Source organism: Mucilaginibacter sp., assembly GCF_025359345.1.
Taxonomy (GTDB): Bacteria; Bacteroidota; Bacteroidia; order Sphingobacteriales; family Sphingobacteriaceae; genus Mucilaginibacter.
The window spans coordinates 154,800-176,186 of record NZ_JANYGQ010000028.1 but is presented as its reverse complement, the minus strand read 5'-3'; the positions used below and the strand labels follow the sequence as shown (position 1 = coordinate 176,186).

25 protein-coding genes are annotated in these 21,387 nt (G+C 43.0%); 16 read left to right on the top strand and 9 right to left on the bottom strand.

The features are described from left to right. Positions 1-52 precede the first annotated feature (52 nt). Positions 53-1,138 carry a DNA topoisomerase IB gene (locus Q0R52_RS19265; RefSeq protein WP_295797170.1) on the bottom strand — a complete coding sequence of 362 codons (1,086 nt, stop codon included), beginning with the start codon at positions 1,136-1,138 and terminating at the stop codon, positions 53-55. A gap of 187 nt (positions 1,139-1,325) precedes the next feature. Here Q0R52_RS19265 and Q0R52_RS19260 point away from each other — a divergent pair, with 187 nt between their 5' ends. Next, on the top strand, positions 1,326-2,351 hold the full coding sequence (locus tag Q0R52_RS19260; RefSeq protein WP_295797167.1) for an aldo/keto reductase: 1,026 nt from the start codon (positions 1,326-1,328) through the stop codon (positions 2,349-2,351). Positions 2,352-2,409: 58 nt separating this feature from the next. Here Q0R52_RS19260 and Q0R52_RS19255 read toward each other — a convergent pair whose 3' ends face one another. After that, a complete protein-coding gene (locus tag Q0R52_RS19255) occupies positions 2,410-3,423 on the bottom strand; it encodes a GntG family PLP-dependent aldolase (protein ID WP_295797488.1) in 1,014 nt (337 codons plus the stop codon). A gap of 187 nt (positions 3,424-3,610) precedes the next feature. Here Q0R52_RS19255 and Q0R52_RS19250 point away from each other — a divergent pair, with 187 nt between their 5' ends. Beyond that, a complete protein-coding gene (locus Q0R52_RS19250) occupies positions 3,611-4,291 on the top strand; it encodes a hypothetical protein (RefSeq protein WP_295797164.1) in 681 nt (226 codons plus the stop codon). Between the two features lie 38 nt (positions 4,292-4,329). Here the strand turns inward: Q0R52_RS19250 and Q0R52_RS19245 are convergent, their stop codons facing one another. Then, positions 4,330-4,779: a hypothetical protein gene (locus tag Q0R52_RS19245; protein ID WP_295797161.1), complete on the bottom strand. Its 450-nt coding sequence runs from the start codon at positions 4,777-4,779 to the stop codon at positions 4,330-4,332. A gap of 116 nt (positions 4,780-4,895) precedes the next feature. Next, the gene (locus tag Q0R52_RS19240) at positions 4,896-6,110 is read right to left on the bottom strand and encodes an NAD(P)/FAD-dependent oxidoreductase (RefSeq protein WP_295797486.1); all 1,215 of its coding nucleotides are present in this window, start codon (positions 6,108-6,110) and stop codon (positions 4,896-4,898) included. A gap of 64 nt (positions 6,111-6,174) precedes the next feature. Here Q0R52_RS19240 and Q0R52_RS19235 point away from each other — a divergent pair, with 64 nt between their 5' ends. The 4 genes from Q0R52_RS19235 to Q0R52_RS19220 all read left to right on the top strand — a co-directional run bounded on the left by Q0R52_RS19235 (position 6,175) and on the right by Q0R52_RS19220 (position 8,686). Continuing rightward, positions 6,175-6,726 carry an NADH-quinone oxidoreductase subunit A gene (locus Q0R52_RS19235; RefSeq protein WP_295797159.1) on the top strand — a complete coding sequence of 184 codons (552 nt, stop codon included), beginning with the start codon at positions 6,175-6,177 and terminating at the stop codon, positions 6,724-6,726. Beyond that, a complete protein-coding gene (locus tag Q0R52_RS19230; RefSeq protein ID WP_295797156.1) occupies positions 6,716-7,198 on the top strand; it encodes an NADH-quinone oxidoreductase subunit B in 483 nt (160 codons plus the stop codon). The genes Q0R52_RS19235 and Q0R52_RS19230 overlap by 11 nt, the downstream gene beginning before the upstream one ends. A 149-nt stretch (positions 7,199-7,347) precedes the next feature. Continuing rightward, the gene (locus Q0R52_RS19225; protein WP_295797153.1) at positions 7,348-7,677 is read left to right on the top strand and encodes a GIY-YIG nuclease family protein; all 330 of its coding nucleotides are present in this window, start codon (positions 7,348-7,350) and stop codon (positions 7,675-7,677) included. A 103-nt stretch (positions 7,678-7,780) separates the two neighbouring features. Beyond that, on the top strand, positions 7,781-8,686 hold the full coding sequence (locus Q0R52_RS19220) for an alpha/beta hydrolase (protein WP_295797150.1): 906 nt from the start codon (positions 7,781-7,783) through the stop codon (positions 8,684-8,686). 103 nt (positions 8,687-8,789) lie between these two features. Here the strand turns inward: Q0R52_RS19220 and Q0R52_RS19215 are convergent, their stop codons facing one another. Then, positions 8,790-9,371: a fasciclin domain-containing protein gene (locus Q0R52_RS19215; protein ID WP_295797148.1), complete on the bottom strand. Its 582-nt coding sequence runs from the start codon at positions 9,369-9,371 to the stop codon at positions 8,790-8,792. Positions 9,372-9,633: 262 nt separating this feature from the next. Here Q0R52_RS19215 and Q0R52_RS19210 point away from each other — a divergent pair, with 262 nt between their 5' ends. Next, positions 9,634-10,110: a hypothetical protein gene (locus Q0R52_RS19210; protein WP_295797145.1), complete on the top strand. Its 477-nt coding sequence runs from the start codon at positions 9,634-9,636 to the stop codon at positions 10,108-10,110. Positions 10,111-10,166: 56 nt separating this feature from the next. Here Q0R52_RS19210 and Q0R52_RS19205 read toward each other — a convergent pair whose 3' ends face one another. Further along, on the bottom strand, positions 10,167-11,624 hold the full coding sequence (locus Q0R52_RS19205) for an NADP-dependent isocitrate dehydrogenase (RefSeq protein WP_295797142.1): 1,458 nt from the start codon (positions 11,622-11,624) through the stop codon (positions 10,167-10,169). 155 nt (positions 11,625-11,779) lie between these two features. Between Q0R52_RS19205 and Q0R52_RS19200 the strand changes: the two genes are divergently transcribed. The 3 genes from Q0R52_RS19200 to purE all read left to right on the top strand — a co-directional run bounded on the left by Q0R52_RS19200 (position 11,780) and on the right by purE (position 14,017). Further along, positions 11,780-12,193: a hypothetical protein gene (locus Q0R52_RS19200; RefSeq protein ID WP_295797139.1), complete on the top strand. Its 414-nt coding sequence runs from the start codon at positions 11,780-11,782 to the stop codon at positions 12,191-12,193. A gap of 49 nt (positions 12,194-12,242) precedes the next feature. Then, complete coding sequence (locus Q0R52_RS19195; RefSeq protein ID WP_295797137.1) at positions 12,243-13,382, top strand: 5-(carboxyamino)imidazole ribonucleotide synthase; 1,140 nt, start codon at positions 12,243-12,245, stop codon at positions 13,380-13,382. 131 nt (positions 13,383-13,513) lie between these two features. Further along, positions 13,514-14,017 carry a 5-(carboxyamino)imidazole ribonucleotide mutase gene (purE, locus tag Q0R52_RS19190; RefSeq protein ID WP_295797135.1) on the top strand — a complete coding sequence of 168 codons (504 nt, stop codon included), beginning with the start codon at positions 13,514-13,516 and terminating at the stop codon, positions 14,015-14,017. Between the two features lie 140 nt (positions 14,018-14,157). Here purE and Q0R52_RS19185 read toward each other — a convergent pair whose 3' ends face one another. Continuing rightward, positions 14,158-14,721 carry a YqgE/AlgH family protein gene (locus Q0R52_RS19185; RefSeq protein WP_295797132.1) on the bottom strand — a complete coding sequence of 188 codons (564 nt, stop codon included), beginning with the start codon at positions 14,719-14,721 and terminating at the stop codon, positions 14,158-14,160. Positions 14,722-14,945: 224 nt separating this feature from the next. On the opposite strand from Q0R52_RS19185, the gene pdxH reads away from it, so the two are divergent. The 4 genes from pdxH to Q0R52_RS19165 all read left to right on the top strand — a co-directional run bounded on the left by pdxH (position 14,946) and on the right by Q0R52_RS19165 (position 18,495). After that, entirely contained in the window at positions 14,946-15,593 is a 648-nt protein-coding gene (gene pdxH / locus Q0R52_RS19180) for a pyridoxamine 5'-phosphate oxidase (RefSeq protein ID WP_252789531.1), read from the top strand. Beyond that, positions 15,590-16,087, top strand: a complete 498-nt coding sequence (locus Q0R52_RS19175; protein ID WP_295797128.1) for an NADH-quinone oxidoreductase subunit C — start codon at positions 15,590-15,592, stop codon at positions 16,085-16,087. Before pdxH ends, Q0R52_RS19175 begins: the two co-directional genes overlap by 4 nt. A gap of 162 nt (positions 16,088-16,249) precedes the next feature. Beyond that, a complete protein-coding gene (locus Q0R52_RS19170) occupies positions 16,250-17,092 on the top strand; it encodes a cupin-like domain-containing protein (RefSeq protein WP_295797125.1) in 843 nt (280 codons plus the stop codon). A 278-nt stretch (positions 17,093-17,370) separates the two neighbouring features. Beyond that, a complete protein-coding gene (locus Q0R52_RS19165) occupies positions 17,371-18,495 on the top strand; it encodes an NADH-quinone oxidoreductase subunit D (RefSeq protein WP_295797483.1) in 1,125 nt (374 codons plus the stop codon). 334 nt (positions 18,496-18,829) lie between these two features. Here the strand turns inward: Q0R52_RS19165 and Q0R52_RS19160 are convergent, their stop codons facing one another. Together Q0R52_RS19160 and Q0R52_RS19155 are read right to left on the bottom strand one after the other, a co-directional pair. Continuing rightward, positions 18,830-19,930 carry a serine protease gene (locus Q0R52_RS19160; protein WP_295797122.1) on the bottom strand — a complete coding sequence of 367 codons (1,101 nt, stop codon included), beginning with the start codon at positions 19,928-19,930 and terminating at the stop codon, positions 18,830-18,832. Positions 19,931-19,943: 13 nt separating this feature from the next. Then, positions 19,944-20,513, bottom strand: coding sequence for a sigma-70 family RNA polymerase sigma factor (locus Q0R52_RS19155; protein ID WP_295797118.1), 570 nt, complete (start codon positions 20,511-20,513; stop codon positions 19,944-19,946). 322 nt (positions 20,514-20,835) lie between these two features. On the opposite strand from Q0R52_RS19155, the gene Q0R52_RS19150 reads away from it, so the two are divergent. Continuing rightward, positions 20,836-21,042 (top strand): hypothetical protein, encoded by a 207-nt coding sequence (locus Q0R52_RS19150; protein ID WP_295797115.1) that lies wholly within the window; start codon positions 20,836-20,838, stop codon positions 21,040-21,042. Positions 21,043-21,181: 139 nt separating this feature from the next. Beyond that, the gene (locus Q0R52_RS19145) at positions 21,182-21,385 is read left to right on the top strand and encodes a hypothetical protein (RefSeq protein WP_295797112.1); all 204 of its coding nucleotides are present in this window, start codon (positions 21,182-21,184) and stop codon (positions 21,383-21,385) included. Positions 21,386-21,387: the final 2 nt, after the last annotated feature.

The following is a 21,387-nucleotide window of genomic DNA, read 5'->3' as shown; positions in this document are numbered from 1 at the left end:
ATTGAATATCAAACCTAATCAACTTAATCAACCACTTAACTCAATCAACCGATCAACTGGCCTCCGCCAGTTTTTCTTTTTCCAGTATTTCCAGCAGCACCTTTTCGGCGACGTTTAACTCGACCGAATTGACATCCTTATCTTCATCGATCTGTTTGAGATATTTAAATATAGCGCCATCTTCGTAGCTTTTTATCACTGTGGGGTGTACATAGTATTTTTTGCAAACAGTACGCGTGTTGCCCAGGTTTAGCGCTACTTCATCCAAAACGCTTACAATTTTCTTTCGGCATTCTGTAATAGTTTCGAATTCGCCGGCTTGTTTAAAGGCATATAATGCGCTTACGCTGCCCGCCCAGGTGCGGAAATCTTTAGCAGTAAAGTCTTCGCCGGTTATTTCCTTAAGGTAGGTATTTACGTCGCCCGAACCGATAGTACACCGCTGACCATCGGCGTTATAATATTGAAAAAGTTCTTTCCCTGGTATTTCGCGGCATTGTTTTACCAGCCGGGCCAATTTCCTGCTTTGAAGTGATACTTTGTGATAAACGCCTTTTTTGCCTTTAAACTCAAAATTTATGGTTGAGCCTTCAATTTTAACGTGCCTGTTCATCAGCGTAGTTAAACCAAAAGAACCGTAGAGCTTTTTGTACGATTCATTACCTACCCTTATGCTGGTGAGTTCCATTAACCTTACCACCAGTGCCACAATCTTGTCGTGGTCGGGATTGGGTCGGGTAAGGTCTTTGTCAACCTGCTTTCTTATGGCCGGTAGGTACCCGGCAAAAGCGTGCAGGCGATGGTATTTCGATTGGTTGCGAATTTTGTTCCAGTCGGGATGGTAACGATATTGTTTCCGGCCGGCGGCATCCGTACCGGTAAATTGCAGATGGCCGTTTTCGTGGGGCGATATCCAAACATTGGTGTAAGCAGGCGGTATAACCAATTTGTTAAAACGGGCTATCAAGTTCTTATCTTTAACCAAACTGCCGTCCGCACTGTAATAACTCCACCCCTTCCCCGATTTTTTTCGGGTATAGCCCGGTGTAGAATCAGCCACATAGCGCAAGCCAACGGCTTTTGCAGTAATTTTAGGGTCTCGCCCTATTTTTTCGAGTTTGGTTAATAGCCTGTTCATTATTTGTACAACACAGACCCGTGGCATAAGTTTTTAAATTAGAACGAAATAAGTCTGATTATGCAGGGTTAGGTTAGTGCACCACATTATAAGCTTGATGCACAAATTAAAAGTCTTTTTGACCATCCACTGACTATTCTTAACCCATAAACGCTCAATTTTACGCTTAAACAAACATCAAACTTTTATGAAATACAATTTATTAGGAAACACCGGCCTGGTGGTATCCGAGATTTGCTTTGGCACCATGACTTTTGCCGGGAAAGGTGGGATTTGGGAAAATATCGGCAAGCAACAGCAGCAGGAAGTTAACGACCTGATGAAGGTTGTGGTAGATTCTGGTATTAATTTTATCGATACAGCAAATGTTTATTCTTTTGGCGAATCGGAAAAAATGCTGGGCCAATCCATTAAAGATCTCGGCCTAAACCGTAATGACCTGGTTATTGCCACCAAAGTCCGCGGACGGATGAGTCCGGGGCTTAATAATGTGGGCCTATCACGGTACCACATTTTTCATTCAGTTGATGAAAGCCTTACACGTTTGCAGCTTGATCATATCGACGTACTTTATGTGCATGGCTTTGACCCCTACACACCTGTTGAAGAAATAATGCATTCGCTTAACGATATTATTCTGACTGGTAAGGTGCGTTACATAGCTGTTTGTAACTGGCCGGCGTGGGTGGTAATGAAAGCTTTGGGCATTGCCGAAAAACACGGCTGGAATAAGTTTGTGGGCCTGCAATATTACTTCTCGTTGGCAAGCCGCGACATTGAGCGCGAGATACTGCCCCTTGCAACTTCAGAAAACCTTGCAGTAATGCCATGGAGCCCGTTGGCTGGCGGTTTTTTAGGTGGAAAATATTCGCGCAACGCGGCTAAGGCAGAAGGAACACGTCGGGACACTTTCGATTTTCCGCCAATTGACAAAGAAAAAGCTTATGACATTATTGATGTGATTGCCGAAATTAGCAAGCAACACAGCGCCACGGTAGCCGAAGTTGCCCTGGCATGGGTACGCCAGCAAAAAGGCATAACAAGCACCATTATCGGCGCCAAAACCATTGAACAGCTGAACGCCAACATCAAATCAGTTGATTTACAATTAAGCGCGGACGACCTTGAAAAGATCAATAAAGTAAGCGCCCTGCCAAAAGAATACCCCGGCTGGATGGTTGAACGCCAATCGGGAGACAGGATTATTAAGTAGTTCATGGTTGATGGTTCATAGATCATAGCCAAAATTACTATGAACTATGAACCATCAACTATATGCCTTTTAAAACTCCAACCACATGCTCCACCTGTTCGGCGTGCACATCAAGGTGCAGCACAAAACGGATGCGGTGCTTATCGGTTGAGTTGGCCTTTACACCATGTTCGGCAAGTTTTTCCAATACTACTGCTGCGGGTTCAACTGTATCAAACAAAATGATATTTGTTTCCTGCGGGAGCACATTGGCAACCCAACCACAGTGGCTTAGTTCAGTTGCCAATATACGGGCATGCGCATGATCGACCTTTAGCCGCTCAACATGATGGTCGAGCGCGTAAACACCAGCGGCTGCTAAAAAGCCTGCCTGGCGCATGCCACCACCCAAAACCTTGCGTATACGACGGGCATATTTTATGGTTTGTTTATCAGCTAAAAAAACTGATCCCACCGGCGCCCCTAGGCCTTTTGACAGGCAAACAGATATGCCATCGAAATATTTGCCATAGTCGGCGGCACTATCGCCTGTATGTGCAAGGGCGTTAAATATGCGGGCGCCATCAAGGTGAAGTTTTAGCCCTTTGTTTTGACAAAGTACGGCTATTGGTTTAATTTGTTCTAAAGTGTAACAACTGCCCCCTCCTTTGTTAACGGTATTTTCCAGCACTACCAGGCTGGTATGCGGGTAGTGCACGTTATTTTCGTCGTTAATTTCCGGCTCAATCATTTCGGCAGTGATTATTCCACGGTAACCATTTAATAAGCGGGTTGACACGGCAGAATTAAAGGCTATGCCCCCACCCTCGTAGCGGTAAACGTGTGCCGTTTGGTCGGCAATCAATTCATCCAGTGGCTGGGTGAAGCACTTAATGGCAATTTGATTGGTCATGGTACCTGATGGACAAAAGATCCCGGCTTCCATGCCGAACATTTCAGCAGTTTTTGCTTCAAGCGCGTTTACGGTTTCGTCCTCGCCAAAAACATCGTCGCCTACTTTGGCATTAAACATTGCCTCCAGCATCCCGGGGGTTGGTTTGGTAACGGTATCGCTTCTTAAGTCAACAATCATCATATTAAATCTGCTAAAATTGCGTTAAATAATCACGAATTCCCACTAATTATTGCGAATTACACGAATTAAAAAGCAAATTCGCTTTAAATTAGTCCGGGTTAATTAGACAAGTCAATTCGTTTTAATTCGTGAAGATTAGTGTTCAATAATTATTATGCGCTCAATTTTAATCATTTTATTTTTCATGTTGACATTTGTATCAGCAAAATTGCAGGCTCAAAAATGGCAGCCCGGCCGTTTTACCGATATAAAAGGTAATACCGAAACAGGTTTTATCCGCATCAACCCATCGGCCAAAGGCCCGGTTAAGGATGAAGGTTTTATCGAATTTCGGGAGAATGATAAATCAAATCCGTTTAAGTTAAGCGCCGGCGAACTCAAATCGTTTGTAGCGGGCCGTGATAGTTTTGTGGTTGCCCACGCACCCGGCAACGAGCAATGGGCAAAACGCGAACTCGACTTTGTAAAAGTTGTGGTAAACGAAGATATAAAGGTGTATATGGCCGGTGGTGCAGGCAAAGGCGGTGGTGGTTCTGGCTTCGGGTTTTCGCCGGGGATAGGCATCGGAGCAGGTACAGGTGGTTACGGCAGCGGTGTGGGTGTAGGTGTCGGCGGTACGATCCCGATTTTTGGTGGCAAAGGCGGCGACGGCAGCAACGAAAAAGTCGCCTGGTACTACGGCGAAAACACAGCCGCGATGAAACGCCTCACCAATGAAAACTTTGAAGATGTAATGACCGATATTATGGGCGATGAACCCGAAGTTGTTGATAAAATACACGCCAAAGTTTATATGCTTGCGAATATAGACAGACTGATAAATTATTTCAGGCAAGTAAAAGCCGCCGAAAAAGCGAAAAAATAAAAGCTTCATTTTTCTAAATAATCGGCGACTGGCTATAATCAGTTAACCTTACTCAAAACAATTTTACCCGAATCTATCGGCGCAGCGCTGTTCTTCCACATACCTGTTAATTTATTGTTCTTTTTATCCCAAACAGCAACAGTAACTTCGTTTATCCCAATATTATACGAAACCCCATAAACGCAGGTAAAACTGCATTTCAGCGTATCCGATTTTAACGTCCAGGTACCGGGTGCAAGGTGCTGCTGGTTGGCTCCCTGGCTGTCTGTAATCATTGTCCCGTCAGGTTTTATAATCAGGCTAAAATATTGTAGTCCCAATCCGGGCTGATCTTTAACGTCATAAGTACCAACCCATAATCCATGGATGGTAGAAGTGGTGGCCGGTGTCGTATCGGCCAATGCACCTTTTTTACAGCTTATCTGGAACAGGATGATTGATAGGGAGAAAACAATCAAAACAATGGCGCTCATTAAAATTTTTCTCATAATGGGTCGGGGTTCAAATAGGATCCAGTGATAACTATTTAGTTTTTAATACTTTAATTAAAGATGGTGAAAAATTGAGAAATAAGCAAATAGCAGGTGGTGTTGAAATATTTCTATTAAATTCCCTGAGCTATTACGAATCCGCTTGCCCATGCCCATTGAAAGTTGTAGCCGCCCAGCCAGCCGGTAACATCCACGCATTCGCCGCCGTAGTACAGGCCCGGCACTTTTTTCACCTCGAGTGTTTTGGACGACAGTTCATCAGTTGATACGCCGCCGCGCATTACCTCGGCCTTGTCATAGCCCTTATCCCCTGCCGGTTTTACTTTAAACTCGTGGATAAGGCTATTGATGTTTTCGATATCAGCTTTACTTAACGATGCAAGGTTTTTATCAACCGGCAGCTTATCGCTTAATGCCTCGGCAAATTTTCGGGTAAACAGGTTGGCCAGGTACGCCAACAGCATTTTTTTACCATTGGCCTCGCGTTCTGCCTGGATAAGTTCTGCTATATTTTGATTCGGCAATAAATCGATATAAATAAACTCCCCGGGGCGCCAGTAGGATGATATTTGCAGGATAGCCGGGCCGCTCAGCCCCCAATGAGTAAACAGGATATTTTCCTCAAAGCTAATCCTGTCGTTCCAAACCCGGCAGAAAATGCTATTGCCTGATAACTGTTCGTACCAGGGCTGGTCTTTACCGGTAATGGTAAGCGGCACCAGCGCAGGCGCAGTATCGTCTATTTTAAGGTTGAATTTACGGGCAATACGTAAGCCAAAATCGGTAGCGCCCATTTTGGGGATGGGCAAACCACCGGAAGCAACTACTACCTTTGGTGCAAACAAGTTTTGGGTTTTGCCGTGCCTTTCCAGTGAAACGTTAAAACCGCCAGCAACTTGCTCAATATTTTCAACAGCTGTATCGCACCAAATCTCCTGGCTTAAATCGACACAAAGCGAGGTGAATACTTTCACCACATCGCGTGCATTATCACTTTCAGGAAAAAGCTGGCCCAGGGTTTTCTCTTTGCCGATAATGCCGTAGGTTTCAAAAAAGTTGATGGTATCCTCAACCGTCCATTGTGAAAGGGTGGACTTACAAAAATGCGGATTTGCCGAAATAAACTGCTGTGCAGAAGCATACAGGTTGGTATAATTACAGCGCCCGCCACCGCTGATGAGTATTTTGGCGCCCACTTTATCGTTCTTCTCCAACACCAGCGTGCGCTTACCTAAAAAGCCGGCTTGCACGGCACACATTAAACCACAGGCGCCGCCGCCAATAATTATAGCATCAAAATGGGTTTGTTTTGTTAAATTTGCTGTCATGGCAGGGGTTTCGCAAATATCAGAATTTGGCAAGATACTTATCTTCTTAATTACAGGAATAATAATGGTATGCTTCGCTTTTTTCATAAACAGGCTTTTAGCGCCCAAAAATCCGACTCCTGAAAAGCTGACGTCGTACGAATGCGGCGAAGAGGTTACGGGCAATGCCTGGCTCCCGTTTAACTCGCGGTTTTATGTTATTGCGCTGGTATTCTTACTGTTCGATGTAGAAATGGTATTTATTTTTCCGTGGGCAACGGTATTTGGCAGCCACGAGATAAACAATTTTGAGCCACGCTGGGGCTGGCTGGCATTAACCGAAATGTTTGTATTTTTAGGGATATTAATACTCGGCCTAGCCTACGTTTGGGTAAAAGGCGACCTTGACTGGATAAAACCAAAGCCAATTGTGCCTACAACAGACACTTTTATACCCAAATCATTTTATGAAAAACTGAACGCGGAGCAAAGCAGCTACAAGATAAAAGCATTTAACGCTGAACCTGTGGAAATGATTTCAACGCCTTCAACCACTACAACATCTTCAACTACTACAACCGCTCCAACTAAACCCATGTTTAAACCAACCTTTAAAAAGCCAACAAATGAGCAGTGATTTGACAAGTGAAAGCGGCGGTGTTGTAATCACCAAAATGAACGACATGCTTAACTGGGCGCGGTTATCATCGCTTTGGCCTTTAAGCTTTGGTATAGCCTGCTGTGCAATCGAGTTTATGGGCGCCTTTGCCTCTACTTACGATTTGGACCGTTACGGCGTTTTCCCACGTCCGTCAGCCCGGCAGGCTGATGTTATCATCATCGCAGGCACTGTTACCTTTAAAATGGCGGAACGTATCAAACGCTTGTACGAGCAAATGCCGGAGCCAAAATATGTAATCTCGATGGGTTCATGCTCTAACTGCGGCGGCCCCTACTGGCAGCACGGTTACCATGTTGTTAAGGGAGTGGACAGGGTGATACCTGTTGACGTGTATGTGCAAGGCTGTCCCCCACGACCAGAAGCTTTGATAGGGGCGATTTTGGAATTACAGAAGAAGATTGAAGGGGAAAGATTGCTGGGGGTTTAGAAGACCTTCTTTGTCATTCTGAGCGCGAGCGAAGAATCTTCTACTTGCGACAAGTATGTGATTGAAAGGTAACGAACTTTGTGATAACCATTTTTTTACGGCTATGAGTCAAAATGTTTAAATAAAAAAGTCTCTATATTTATTCTACAATGCGCACCTATAATTTCTATACCTATATCCTTACAAATTCAACTAAAAAGGTTTTATACACGGGTGTCACCAATGACCTTGACCGAAGGCTTTGTGAGCACTACTTCGGCACCGATCAGAAAGATAGATTTACAAGTAAATACAAATGCTACTACTTAGTTTGGTTTGAAAGGCACCAATATATTAACCATGCAATTGAGCGGGAAAAGGAGATAAAAGGATGGTTGAGAAGCAAGAAGATAAAATTGATCGAAGATGAAAACCCTGGTTGGAGGTTTTTGAATAAAGATATAATGGAATGGCCGCCCAGGTATGTTCAGGAACACTAAATATGATCGGATTGTGCTAACTTTATGGTTTGCGGTAAATGGATAGCGGACGACCTGTCGGTGCATAAGATTCTTCGCTATCGCTCAGAATGACAAAAAAATAATGAAAAAGAAACTAATCACAATTTTCGCCATGGTTGTTGTGTTCTTGAACACAACTATTGCCCAACCCATCAATTCCAAAATCTCCATCTTCCCTGCTGGCACTATGCTATATGGCAACATCCCCTACGCCAACGATACCCTAAAAAAACATTTGCTCGATATTTACCTGCCTCCGGTAAAAAAGGCCAGTTACCCGCTGATAGTTTGGATTCATGGCGGCGCATGGATGCTGAATGATAAATATGCCGATATGGGCTACATGACCCAAACGCTTAAAGCTTTTGCTGATAGTGGCTATGCCGTAGCTTCCATCGATTACAGATACAGCACAACTGCCGTTTTCCCGGCGCAAATGCAGGATTGTAACCAGGCGCTGGAATTTTTGTATGATAATGCAGGTAAATACCGTTTGGATAAAAATCGCATCGCCCTTATCGGCTTTTCGGCGGGCGGGCATTTGGCTAATATGATGGCGCTATCGGCAAACGATAATGTGAAGACTTTTTATGCTGATGGCAAAAAAGCAAGATTCAAAATCAGGCTTTGTCTAGATTTTTATGGGCCTTCGGATTTCTCAATGCTGAATGGGAATGAGGCTACTGATCCGAAATCACCGGTGTCGCTTTTACTTGGCGCGACTGTAACAGCAAGACCCGATTTAGCTAAAATAGCCAGCCCAATTACATATATCGACAAAAGTGACCCGCCATTTTTAATTGTACAGGGAGAAAGGGATCAATCGGTAAACCCAGAACAATCAAAGTTATTGAGTTCGCATTTAACTGCGGTTGGGGTAAAAAACGAGCTGATTATTGTGCCTGGTGCACCTCATTATGGGGTGATGTTTGATGCAGATTATATAAGGAAAAGTATATTTTCGCTTTTGGACAGGTATATGAAATAACATATCCCCAAAACATCTGCTATAACTGCGGCCAAATGAGTCCGGGCTAATAAAAAAGCCCGGACTGTTTCCAGTACCGGGCTTATAAAGATTTTAATATTATTTACTTGGCCATCAATACCCCGTTTACCCCATGGATAACTCCATTGGTGGCGGGCGTGTCAAATGACGTTATTTCGGCAGTGTTGCCGTGAGCATCCTTTATCTGCACTTTTTTGTTTACAACTGCTATTGTAAGCGTTTGCCCGTCGACAGTTTTTAACGTTGCTGTACGGGTTGCATTTGTTAACGCTTTAATGATGCCTTTTTTGTCGTAGGTACCGGCAACTACGTGGGCATTCACCAGGGTAGCAAGCTTTACAGGATCTTTCATCAAACTATCAAGCGTTGTTTTTGGCAGCGCGCTAAAAGCAGCGTTGTCAGGCGCAAATACTGTAAACGGACCAACTGCTTTTAGGCTTGCATCCAAATTTGCAGCCTTTATGTCGGCAGTAAGCGACGAAAGATCAGCAACATTAGCTATAGTAGCATCAATATCTTTCACTGAGTCGGCTTTTGCAGCCGGAGCTGTTTGCGCCGGTGGAGTTGCTGGCGCCGGGGTTGCAGGCTGCGTTTGAGCAAATACGTTATTGGTTAATAGCCCTATAGTTAAAGCGGCGGCTACGATTAAAATTGATTTTTTCATGTTAAGTTCTATTTTATTTAGTGGTTGTTGTTGCATTATATAACATTCTTTATAAATGCCTGCATCCAATTTAAATTCAGAGTTATAACCATTAATTACACAATATAGTTTTAACGAAATAAAAATAGGCGTACAAACATTTAGTAAACAACAAGTTAAATCATCAAATTTTCACCTGTTGCAACTAAAAACAAAGTTCTAAAAATACAATCTGCCTCCGTTTTTGCAAATTTGCATACCTTTAATAACACAAATTTTACGAATGGTGATAGCGACAAAAAAACGCAGCACTTTTTTAATTATTGTTTTAACCGGTTTTTTAACGGGAACTTTGGATGCACTCGCAGCAATAATATGGGCCCATAAAGTTCCGCCTGCTGTGATTTTCGACTATATAGCCAGTGGCGCGTTCGGCAAAGCAGCCTATACAGGAGGTGCACCGATGCTGCTGTGGGGCATTTTATTTCACTATATAATTGCCTATGCCTTTACTATTGTCTTTTACCTGGGTTACCCCACTGCTTATAAAATAAGCCAAAACAAGTATGTCACAGGTCTTATTTACGGCATGGTTACCTGGATAATTATGAACCTGTTTGTAGTGCCATTAAGCAAGATAGATTTTAAGCCGTTTTTGCACGTTTGGCCGGTAGTTATAGGTATTGGGATATTAATTTTGTGTGTTGGGATGCCGGTTGCTATAATAGCCGATTGGCAGCGGAGGAAGAGAAGTCGTTAGTCTGGAGTCGAAAGTCTTGAATCGGATGAACTCAGGACTTTCGACTACGGACTCCGTTATTGCCCCTGCGCTAACGTATAGCCAATTTTATCGCCAAATTTCATCAGAAACTCAACTGAGCAAACTTTGGCGTCTTCCGAAAAATCAGCTGCTATGTGCAACAGTTCTTTTTGGCTAACAGTGGTTCCGGGCTTTTTTTCAAAACGCACGCGGTATTCGTTAACCAGTTCGGTATAAATTGAACCGGTGGGCCAAACCTGTGTACCGCGGTTTGATATCATCACCAGGTCGAAATTATCTGTCAGGCATTTTTTAGCAAGTTCGGCTAATTCATTGGGTTGTAACTCGCCGGCCTCAACAAATACATCGACCCCAACCATTTCTTCTTTTATACCCCTGGTAACGGTTAATTTATTTTTTGAAAGATGCGGTTGGGTAGCTTTAAGCTGCATGTTTGCCTGCCCTTTAACGCCGCCATTTGCCGGCACTTTGCCCAGGTTGGCAATCACGGCATCGGCAAACCCATTGGTATTAACTGATTGAACAGACCTATCGCCAAAATCGCCGGTGTGTATACCTTGCTCTAATGTGTAAAGCAACGCATTTTCAATTGTTGCCGCGCTTTCAGTTAACCCCATGTAGCGCAGCATTAATATACCTGAAAGCAACAAGGCCGTAGGGTTTGCAATGCCTTTGCCCATAATATCAGGCGCTGTACCATGCACTGCTTCAAAAATGGAAATATTATCGCCAATGTTGGCTGATGGCGCAAAACCGAGCCCACCTACCAAACCAGCGCAAAGATCAGATACGATATCGCCCTGCAAGTTTGTTAGCACAATGGCCTGGAAATTTTGCGGCTGGGTAACCAGTTTCATACAAAGGTCGTCTACTATAATGTCTGACGATTGAATATCCGGGTATTCCTTAGCGATCTCCTGGAAAGTTTCTAAAAACAAGCCGTCGGTAAGCTTCATGATATTGGCCTTATGCGCACAAGCCAGCTTTGTATAGCCCTTGCGCCTCGCCATTTCAAAGGCATAACGAATAACCTGGGCAGAGCCCGGGCGGGTAATAATCCGGCGGCCCACAGCAACATCATAAGTTAACAGGTGCTCGATGCCCCCGTAAGTGTCTTCAATATTTTCGCGGATTATAGTAAGGTTGATTGGTATACCTGCTTTTGAAAAAACAGTTTCAACACCGTTTAGCGTCCTGAAATCGCGCTGATTTGCATAGGTGTTCCAAACCTTGCGTGCAGTAACATTTATGCTTTTTACACCCTTTCCTTTTGGAGTTTCCATAGGCCCTTTAAACAGGATGCCCAGGTTTTCGATAGTATCTTTGGCTGCCGAGGTCATCCCGGTTGAGTGACCTGCATCGAAATAGGATTTCCCCATTTCAACAAATTCATATTCAAGCGGCACGTTAGTAGCTTCAAAAATCCGGAGAACGGCCTGCATTATTTCGGGGCCTATGCCATCGCCGTTAGCTACGGCTATCTTAGTTTTCATTAATAAAGAACTTTATGGTAAATATGGCGCAAATATAGAGGTTTCGGGTGTTTATTTGAAGCGCGGGCGCCTGATATATTACATTTGTGACAATATAGCCGGGGCAATATTTTTTTGGTGACTATTTATTAAATAGCCGCTTAAAATTCGGAAATTTGGCAAAAATTAAATCGGCTATGCTAAAAACAATCCTGCTTAACCTGGTCAAAACGTTCCTATTGTCACTGGTTGTATCAATAGCCGCGTCATGCATTTACTACGCGGTGATTGAAAAAGGCAACGATTATAGTAAAGCGATCCCTGTAATCATATCGGCCCAGTTTTATCTGAACGGGATATTACTGATTATGGCGGCTCCCGCCTTATTCACGCCAAACCCGTCCATCTGGAATAATACCGTATGGCGACTGTTTTTATTTTTTGCCGGCCCTTTGGCTTTTATCATCACCAATTTTGTCACCCCGCAGCCAGGCGGAAATAACGCTATCTATATTATTACCGGCGTGGTATTTTTTATTATCCATCTTGTTTTTTACTATAAACTCACTAAAAAAACACATGCCCAATAAACACTGTTTAGGCTTTTTGAACAATTTAGGCTAAACTTGCACAACTATAATGAAAGCATTTTACGGAGATCTTAAACTCGGAATATTAGGCGGCGGCCAGCTTGGGCGCATGCTGATACAGCAGGCTATTAATTACAATGTTACCGTAAAGGTACTCGATCCCGATCGCGAAGCCCCTTGCCGCAAACTGTGCGATGAATTTGTAGTCGGCTCATTAGGTGATTACGAAACTGTATACAACTTCGGCAAAAAGGTAGACCTGCTGACCATCGAAATTGAAAAAGTTAACGTTGATGCGCTGGAGCAGCTGGAAAAAGAAGGCGTAATGGTTTATCCCCAACCACGCGTTATCAGGCTTATTCAGGACAAGGGCACTCAAAAACAGTTTTTTAAAGAAAACAACATCCCTACTGCCGAGTTCCAGGTAATATCGTCGGCAAAACAGTTGAAGGAAAGCCATATACCTTTTCCGTACATCCAAAAATTAAGAAAGGACGGATACGATGGTCGCGGTGTTTATAAGGTTGTTGATGAATCGTACCTTGATAAAGCCTTTACCGAGCCTAGCCTGATAGAGCGCTGGATCGATTTTGAAAAAGAGATTGGTATAATTGTAGCGCGTAATGAAAACGGCGAGGTAAAAACATTCCCGTTGGTCGAGATGGAATTTAACCCACAGGCTAACCTCGTGGAGTTTTTGATATCGCCTTCAACGTTGCCGTTTGAGATACAGCAGGATGCAGCTCAAATAGCCGTAAAAATAGCCGAAGATTTAAAAATAGTTGGACTTTTAGCTGTAGAGATGTTTTTAGATAAACACGGCAAAATATTAGTTAATGAACTTGCGCCAAGGCCACACAACAGTGGGCACCAGAGCATTGAGGGTAATGTGGTATCGCAATTTGAACAGCATTTAAGGGCGATATTTAATCAGCCCCTTGGCGATACAGCCTGCCTGAACAACGCTATAATGGTGAATGTTTTAGGCGAGGCCGGCTACGAGGGCCCAGCGGTGTACGAAGGCATTGAAAAAGTATTAAAATGCCCCGGTGTTTATGTACATTTATATGGCAAAGCTTTAACCAAGCCGTTTCGCAAAATGGGGCATGTTACTATTGTAGATGCTGACAGGGAGAAAGCGATTGAAAAAGCGAGGTTCGTGCAGGCGACGTTGAAAGTTATCAGTTAGTTCATAGTTGATGGTTCATAGTTCATGTTAAGAACTGTAACCAAAGCAGTTGAATTACATTTAACCCTATAAATTTTACAATATAATCAGGTTCACCGCTAATTCCGACTATGAACCATGAACTATCACCAATGAACCAAGATAACCCAATTGTAGGCATCATCATGGGCAGCAAGTCTGACCTGAACGTTATGCAGGATGCTGCCGATGTATTAAAAGAATTAGGCGTTGCCTACGAAATTACAGTGGTGTCTGCCCACCGCACACCCGACCGTATGTTTACTTACGCCCGCCAAGCCGCAGGCCGTGGTTTGAAAGTTATTATTGCTGGCGCGGGTGGTGCAGCGCATTTACCTGGTATGGTGGCATCATTGACACACCTGCCTGTGATTGGCGTACCCGTAAAGTCAAGCAATTCTATTGACGGTTGGGACTCTATCCTATCTATCCTGCAAATGCCAAATGGTATCCCGGTAGCAACAGTAGCCTTAAATGCCGCAAAAAATGCAGGAATACTTGCTGCACAAATTGTATCCACTGCTGATGAGCAAATCGTCAAAAATCTAATCGCTTTTAAAGATGATTTGAAGAAAAAGGTGGAAGAATCGGCGAAAGAAATGGAAGCTGGAAAGTGATTGGAGATTAGAGACTGGAGATAAGGAAAAAGCTATGGAAGGATCGTTGATTTAGCTTAAGATTTAAGGAATGTGCTCAAATTCTTAAATCAGGCAATGCATTCAACTAATCTCTAATCTCAAACCACTAGTCTCTAAACTCAATTCAGCGCCGGATTTTCCGGAAAGTTAGCAATATGCGCATACCGCTGCCCTAGTCCGATTACCACCTCGCGCCATAAAGTTTCTTCGTTTTGTGAAAATATGGTATCGATGTTTAACTGATTGGCCACTATCCAGCTGTCTTCTTTTATTTCATCATCAAGTTGGCGGGGTGTCCATCCGGAGTAGCCGGTAAAAAATCGTATTTCATCAGCATTAAGCTGATAGCTGGTTATCAATTCTTTAACCATCTCAAAATCACCACCCCAAAAAATACCATCGGCTATTTCTATGCCATCTTCAATTTTTTCGGGGCATCGGTGTATAAAATGCAGGGTGTTAACCGATACCGGGCCGCCAATAAACACCGGAATTTCAGAATAGGATAAATCGGGCAAAATATCGCCCAGCAAAAATTCACTTGCGTGATTTAATATAAAACCCATAGCACCCGCTTCAGAATATTCCGTTAATAAAATAACAGACCGCTTAAAGTTTGGGTCCATCATAAAGGGCTCCGATATTAATAAACGCCCGGCGGCGGCAGCAATAGAACTAAGCATACAGGTGAAATTTTTGTTTAATATAACAAGTATTACAAAAATATGTTCATTTCCCTGAAATTGTGACGAAAAAAAGATTCAAGAAGTCAAGAATCAAGAAACAAGAACCAAGACATGATAATGACTAATTTTCCATGTTTACTATTTCGCCTTCTTCTTGACTCTTGGTTCTTGACTCTTGGTTCTTACATTCCATTCCCTTTTTAATTTGTATTTTTGCATCGATGGACCAGGAAAAATTAGAAAACTTAAGGAAGGATTATACAGCATCCGCCCTATCCGAAAAAGAGACGAAAGCCGACCCGATAAAACAGTTCGAGGCCTGGTTTGCAGATGCAGAAGAGGCGAAAGAGCCGGAACGCAGTGCCATGAACCTGGCTACAGCGACACACGATGGCCGGCCGTCTGCCAGGATCGTGTTGCTGAAAGGCGTTTATCCGGATGGTTTTGTTTTTTATACTAATTACCTCAGTCGCAAGGGAAAAGAGATCGCCAAAAACCCGGTATGTGCGCTAACCTTCTTTTGGCCATCGATGGAACGCCAGGTACGTATAGAAGGCACTCTTGAAAAGATTACCAAAGAGCAATCCGAAAAATACTTTCATTCCCGCCCAAAAAGCAGCCAGGTTGGCGCCATGGTTTCGCCGCAAAGCCAGGAGATCGACAGCCGTGACGTGTTGGAAAAGAAATGGGAAGAACTGACTACCGAGTATGCCGATAAGGAAGTACCTAAACCATCATTTTGGGGGGGCTACATTGTAAAACCACGGATGATTGAATTTTGGCAAGGGCGCAGCAGCCGCCTGCACGACCGTATTGTTTATAAAAAGATCGATAATAAAACCTGGAAAAAAGTTCGCCTTGCGCCATGAGTTTTGAGGAAATTAAGTTGTTGCTGATAGAAAAGTTCGGTGAGGGCGTGGTTGTTGGCGAGGAAACAACCGGGCTTCAGCCTGCATTGCTCGTTGCGCCAGACCAAATTACCAATGTATGCCTCGAACTGCGCAACAACCCAAAAACTTATTTTGATTTTTTAAGCAGTATAAGCGGGGTCGACTATGGCGTTGAGGCAGGCCGCTTTGGCGTGGTTTACCACCTGGCTTCTATTCCTTATAAAACACAACTTACTTTAAAAATAAGCACCGAAAACGACCGCAGCCTCGATAACCTGCCAACATTCCCCAGCATAACACCGGTTTACCGCACTGCCGACTGGCACGAACGCGAAGCTTACGATTTGCTTGGCATATTCTTCGAAAACCATCCCGACCTGCGCCGCATTTTACTGCCCGACGACTGGGACGGATTCCCGCTCCGCAAGGACTATAAAGCAGCTGAGTATTATAAAGGGATAAAGGTTGACTAAGTTAATTAAGTGAGTGGTTGATTAAGTTAATAACACGCCAAAAAACTTAATCAACTTAATCCAACTTATTCAACCCAATCAACTCTCCCCCAAAACCTTTTACTCCTCCCTCCCGTATAAGCCAGCATAAATTAGTACCAATCACTAAATCAATTTTGGCCCATGGAGATTATTAGAAGGGATAATATTACCTACGACGAATTTATGGAAGAGCATTATAAACCCGGCATACCGCTGGTGTTTACCAATGCTGCAAAAGTTTGGAAGGCAAACGGCTTGTTTACCCCCGATTGGTTCAGGGAAAACTATCCCGAACGAGAAACGGATTGCCGCGGCACCTCCTACAAAATGAAGGATATAATGGATATGGTTGAAACCAGCACGGTTGAAAAGCCTGCCCCCTATCCTATTATTTTTAATATACCGGAAACTTTACCAGAGGTAATGCCATTGCTCGACCCACTGGACCTGCACTATGCAAAATCAAACTGGCTAAAAAACCCGATGTTCCAGGTGGGTAAATGGGGCGGCGCAACCGAGTTGTTTATCGGCGGCCCTGGCGGCAAGTTCCCATACCTTCATATCGATTATTATCACTTAAACGCCTGGATAACGCAGCTATATGGCGAAAAACGTTTCACGGTGTTCCCGCGTGGCCAGGATGATTTATTGTACCCCCGCCCCGACGATCCGTGGCGTTCTGAACTGAATATTTTTGAACCGGATTTTGAAAAACATCCGAAATATAAAGACGCCACGCCGATACATTTTACAGTTGGTCCTGGCGAAACCCTGTTTATTCCGTTTGGCACATGGCACTCGGCATATTCATTGACCCCCACCATCTCTGTTGCTTTTGACACGCTTAACAGCAAAAATCACAAGGAATTTATGAAAGATGTGTGGACATTTAAAAGCCGTCAAAGTAAAGCAAAAGCCGTTGCGATGTACGGTTATGCCTGGCTGGCAACCCAAAGCAGTAAGCTTGCAGAAAGCTTCGCTTAAAAAAGAACGTAATTTAATTTCGAAAGTTCCATTTCGGGATTAGTAATTATAGTTTATCAGTCGCCCGTAGCTTAGTAACTGCGGGCGTTTTTTGTTTATAAAATTTCGGGATGGAAGTGAATTAAAGTCGACCGTTTGTATAGGAATTTCCTAAATTTGAAATCTAAAATAAATCCGACATCGAACATACGACATCCGACATCAACTTGACTCATCCAAAATACGATACCGCTTTAAACAACTACTATAAAAAGATAGCCGATGCCGCTACCGAAGATATGGTGCTTAACATGGGGCCTCAGCACCCTTCCACCCACGGTGTTTTGCGACTGGAATTGATTACCGACGGCGAGATTGTAAAAGAAGTTATCCCTCACATAGGCTACCTGCACCGTTGCTTTGAAAAACATGCCGAATCCTTAACCTACCAGCAAACCATCCCGTTTACCGACAGGCTGGATTACCTGGCATCGATGAACAACAGCCATGCCTTTGTAATGGGCGTTGAGCGAATGATGGGTATTGATAAGGATATCCCCAAACGGGTTGAATACATTCGTGTGCTGGTTTGTGAGCTGAACCGCATTGCATCGCACCTGATAGCAATTGGTACCTATGGTATCGATATTGGCGCTTTCACACCGTTTTTATGGTGTTTTAGAGATAGGGAGCATATAATGGGTATGCTGGAATGGGCATCGGGCTCACGCATGCTGTATAACTATATCTGGGTTGGCGGTTTGTTTTACGATCTGCCCGTAGGCTTTGAAGAACGCTGCGCAGAATTTGTCACCTACTTTAAGCCTAAAATGGTTGAGCTTAACGAACTTTTAACCGATAACCAGGTATTTATCAGTCGCACAGCCAATGTTGGTGTGCTGCCGCTTGATGTGGCTATAAATTACGGCTGCTCAGGGCCTATGCTGCGTGGCTCGGGTTTAAAGTGGGATTTGCGTCGCATTGATGGTTATTCCGTTTACCCCGAACTGGAATTTGATATACCTATAGGCCAAGGTAAAATGGGCGCCGTGGGAGACTGCTGGGACCGCTACAAGGTGCGTGTTGATGAAATTGAACAGTCGCTTAAAATAGTTGAACAATGCCTTGGTCGCCTGCAAAACGAATTAAAACGAACAACTGATTTTGACCCGCGTGCAAAAATGCCGCGTAAAATAACCCCAAAGGCGCAAGACTACTATGTGCGCTGCGAAGGCGCCAAAGGCGAGCTGGGCTTTTATTTTATGGCCGACGGCAAATCAGAAATACCCACACGGGTAAAATGCCGCGCGCCAAGCTTTCATAACCTATCCGTGCTGCCTGAACTTGCCAAAGGTGTTATGATAGCCGATCTGATAGCTATTGTCGGGTCGATAGATTTTGTGCTAGGGGAAGTGGATAGATAGGCTCGCGGAAACTTAATGCAGTGGCGTTCCATTTTTTTACGCGGAACACCCGGAACGCTATGAAACATACTGATTATCAGGTATTTTACTTTTACAGGTAATTCAATTTCGTGTAAGTGATCGCTGTCAAGCGCTATAAATTGATGTTTTTTAAATATACCATTGTAATGTTGCGTGTCATAAAATGATAGATCAGGCAAAGTTGACTCACCCTTTTTGCGCCACTGATAACGCTAAGACGGCACGCCGTCAGGGGTTAGGGGCCTCACAAAAAAACAGGGCGCTATGACCAAATCATAACGCCCTGAACTATATAGATAGTTTTTTGGGATCTTTACTGGTTATACACCCTAACCATAAATACGTAGTTTTCTAACCTCTTTATCTGCTGCGGGCGAGCTAAACCGGCCAGCGTATTTTTACCGTTTGCATTCAACGGCTTGTTTAATGAGTCAGCCGGAATGTCTTTGATGGCCTTCAATAAATAGCTTGTCTTAACAGCAAATGCGGCGCCTTCTATTCGGGTTTGCTTACCGTTAACAATGCCTATGATATTGCCTTTATTGTCGAACAACGGACCGCCGCTATGACCATAGTCAAGCAATGCAGAGGTTTGATATTGAGTTGTGTCGCCTTTGAACCCAGTACTTGACGTTAAAAGGCCCGAACCCAATACAATACTTTCCTTTGGATAACCTATAGTAAAAACGCTCTCTCCCAAATCGGTTTCTGTCTTCTTTAAAGTATAAGGCAGCGGGGCTAACGGTTTAAAAGAAGGGTCGGTAATTTCTAAAATTGCGATATCATTCACAGGTTCAACGTACACGACTTTTGTACGGTATGATTTACCATCAGCCGCTTGCACATAAACCGAATCGGCATTGCGAATTACGTGGTTATCTGTTACTATGTAACCATTTGCAGAAATAGCGAAACCTGTTCCTCTAAAATTGCCAGGATTAGTCATCTGCGGATGCTGTACAGGTAAATTCTTAACTGTGTTTATCAGCGTATTCTGGTCACGCTCTAACTTATCTATCTTACCTTTCAGTGGACCATAATTCGCATTTTTGTTGTTCAAATACCCTGTGAAAAACAAAGTACTAAGGACAGCAAAAATAGCTATAGATGCCGCCACCGATATTTTTGAATGGTGATTGCGCCACATCCTTACTACCCATGATGGATGTATCATCAGCTCGTCTTCCAATGCGTGTACATCAATTTCATCGTGAATAGCATCCAAACGCCTTTCAAGTTCAAGGCGTTCGCCATATTGCTTTACCAGGTTGATGAAATGTTTATGCTCGGCTACTTTTGTATTAATGCTGGCATCCTTAGCGCGCAGTTCTTCAAACTGGGCACGCTCAAGCTTAGTCATCTCGCCGTTAAGATAACGCTCAATACTTTCCGTTAACTCGTTGTTCTCGCTCATCTCGTTACACTCCTTATTTTTGCTGAAAAAATAATTTCTTCAGCCTTTGCAGGCACTTATATTTTTGGGTTTTGGCATTGTCTGCATTGGTATACCCAAACTCTTCACAAATCTCCTGCATCGATTTGTTGTTGATATAAAAGTCTTCTATAATAGTTTTACAGGGTTCGCCCAGTTGTTGCAGCGCGCTTCCCATTTTATTAAACTGTATATCGCGCTCATTATTCTTTTCCGTCTCGTCGTCTACAACCAAAAACTCCTGGAAATCTTTGATGTCGCCGCCATACCTGTTCATTTGCGTGAGCCTTTTTAACCAAAGCCTGCGGCAAATGCTATATATATAGGTTTTAAGCTTACTGCTTAATTCAAAATCGCCCGTTTTAACTTTATTATAAAGAACTATAATGGCTTCCTGGTAAATGTCTTTAGCATCGTCGGTGTTGCCGTTATTATTAATCACCAACTGCAAAATCATCGGAAAATAGGCCAAATAAAGCCTTTTCAATACATTTTCCGAATTATTCAGGATGCCGAGTATAACCTCGCTATCCGTTGGTATTCCGCTATTTATCTCTTTACTCACTACTTAATACTATTTATGCGAAATTGTAACCCATTATTGATAAAAAAAAATTAAAACTAAAATATTTTCAGCTTTTGGTTGAAGTAGCTGTAAACGTTGGGGTTACTGCATAAGTTGTAAGTGTTGATAAGTTGTGTCATCCACAAATAAAATTGGAACCGAACACCCTGTTAATAGGCATACAGCTACAAGGTTGGCTGTATATTTATATATTAGTATATTAAAACCATGGATTTTATATATATTTTAAAATTGATTGGGTTACCTTTTTAAATTACCGGTATTAAATCATACAAACACTCAAATTTTAAAATATAAAAAAATGAAAAATTCATTCAAAGTGGGCGCTTTAGCCTTAGTTATCGCAGTTTCTTTCGCGGCTTGCAAAGGTAAATCTGATCAGGCTGGCGGTGATACTACTAAAGTTAATGATACCACTAAAGTTGTTGATACCACTAAAGTAACAACTGTTGACACTACCAAAAAAGTAGTTGACACTACTAAAAAAGACACTACCAAGAAAAAATAATTCCTGGTTTTTCTGTTGATTTTTTAGTTTTTAACACTGCAAAAAGGTGATTCGTAATTTTTTTTAAGATTTATGGGTTACCTTTTGCTTTTTGCGGTATTAAGGCTAAACTATTTAATCACTTAAAAAGAAAATTAACATGAAAAATTCATTCAAAATGGGCGCTTTAGCCTTAGTTATCGCTGTTTCTTTCGCTGCTTGTAAAGGTAAAGGTTCTGCTGGTTCAGCTGATTCTGACACTACTAAAAAAGCTGACACTGCAATGAAAATGGCTGACACTGCTAAGAAAATGGCTGACACAGCTAAGAAAATGGCTAAAGACACTTCAAAAATGAAGAAATAATT

Coding starts and splice junctions, on each gene's coding strand:
- Q0R52_RS19265 (WP_295797170.1), bottom strand. CDS start 1,138: ATGAACAGGCTATTAACCAAACTCGAAAAAATAGGGCGAGACCCTAAA.
- Q0R52_RS19260 (WP_295797167.1), top strand. CDS start 1,326: ATGAAATACAATTTATTAGGAAACACCGGCCTGGTGGTATCCGAGATT.
- Q0R52_RS19255 (WP_295797488.1), bottom strand. CDS start 3,423: ATGATTGTTGACTTAAGAAGCGATACCGTTACCAAACCAACCCCCGGG.
- Q0R52_RS19250 (WP_295797164.1), top strand. CDS start 3,611: ATGTTGACATTTGTATCAGCAAAATTGCAGGCTCAAAAATGGCAGCCC.
- Q0R52_RS19245 (WP_295797161.1), bottom strand. CDS start 4,779: ATGAGAAAAATTTTAATGAGCGCCATTGTTTTGATTGTTTTCTCCCTA.
- Q0R52_RS19240 (WP_295797486.1), bottom strand. CDS start 6,110: ATGACAGCAAATTTAACAAAACAAACCCATTTTGATGCTATAATTATT.
- Q0R52_RS19235 (WP_295797159.1), top strand. CDS start 6,175: ATGGTATGCTTCGCTTTTTTCATAAACAGGCTTTTAGCGCCCAAAAAT.
- Q0R52_RS19230 (WP_295797156.1), top strand. CDS start 6,716: ATGAGCAGTGATTTGACAAGTGAAAGCGGCGGTGTTGTAATCACCAAA.
- Q0R52_RS19225 (WP_295797153.1), top strand. CDS start 7,348: ATGCGCACCTATAATTTCTATACCTATATCCTTACAAATTCAACTAAA.
- Q0R52_RS19220 (WP_295797150.1), top strand. CDS start 7,781: ATGAAAAAGAAACTAATCACAATTTTCGCCATGGTTGTTGTGTTCTTG.
- Q0R52_RS19215 (WP_295797148.1), bottom strand. CDS start 9,371: ATGAAAAAATCAATTTTAATCGTAGCCGCCGCTTTAACTATAGGGCTA.
- Q0R52_RS19210 (WP_295797145.1), top strand. CDS start 9,634: ATGGTGATAGCGACAAAAAAACGCAGCACTTTTTTAATTATTGTTTTA.
- Q0R52_RS19205 (WP_295797142.1), bottom strand. CDS start 11,624: ATGAAAACTAAGATAGCCGTAGCTAACGGCGATGGCATAGGCCCCGAA.
- Q0R52_RS19195 (WP_295797137.1), top strand. CDS start 12,243: ATGAAAGCATTTTACGGAGATCTTAAACTCGGAATATTAGGCGGCGGC.
- purE (WP_295797135.1), top strand. CDS start 13,514: ATGAACCAAGATAACCCAATTGTAGGCATCATCATGGGCAGCAAGTCT.
- Q0R52_RS19185 (WP_295797132.1), bottom strand. CDS start 14,721: ATGCTTAGTTCTATTGCTGCCGCCGCCGGGCGTTTATTAATATCGGAG.
- pdxH (WP_252789531.1), top strand. CDS start 14,946: ATGGACCAGGAAAAATTAGAAAACTTAAGGAAGGATTATACAGCATCC.
- Q0R52_RS19175 (WP_295797128.1), top strand. CDS start 15,590: ATGAGTTTTGAGGAAATTAAGTTGTTGCTGATAGAAAAGTTCGGTGAG.
- Q0R52_RS19170 (WP_295797125.1), top strand. CDS start 16,250: ATGGAGATTATTAGAAGGGATAATATTACCTACGACGAATTTATGGAA.
- Q0R52_RS19165 (WP_295797483.1), top strand. CDS start 17,371: ATGGTGCTTAACATGGGGCCTCAGCACCCTTCCACCCACGGTGTTTTG.
- Q0R52_RS19160 (WP_295797122.1), bottom strand. CDS start 19,930: ATGAGCGAGAACAACGAGTTAACGGAAAGTATTGAGCGTTATCTTAAC.
- Q0R52_RS19150 (WP_295797115.1), top strand. CDS start 20,836: ATGAAAAATTCATTCAAAGTGGGCGCTTTAGCCTTAGTTATCGCAGTT.
- Q0R52_RS19145 (WP_295797112.1), top strand. CDS start 21,182: ATGAAAAATTCATTCAAAATGGGCGCTTTAGCCTTAGTTATCGCTGTT.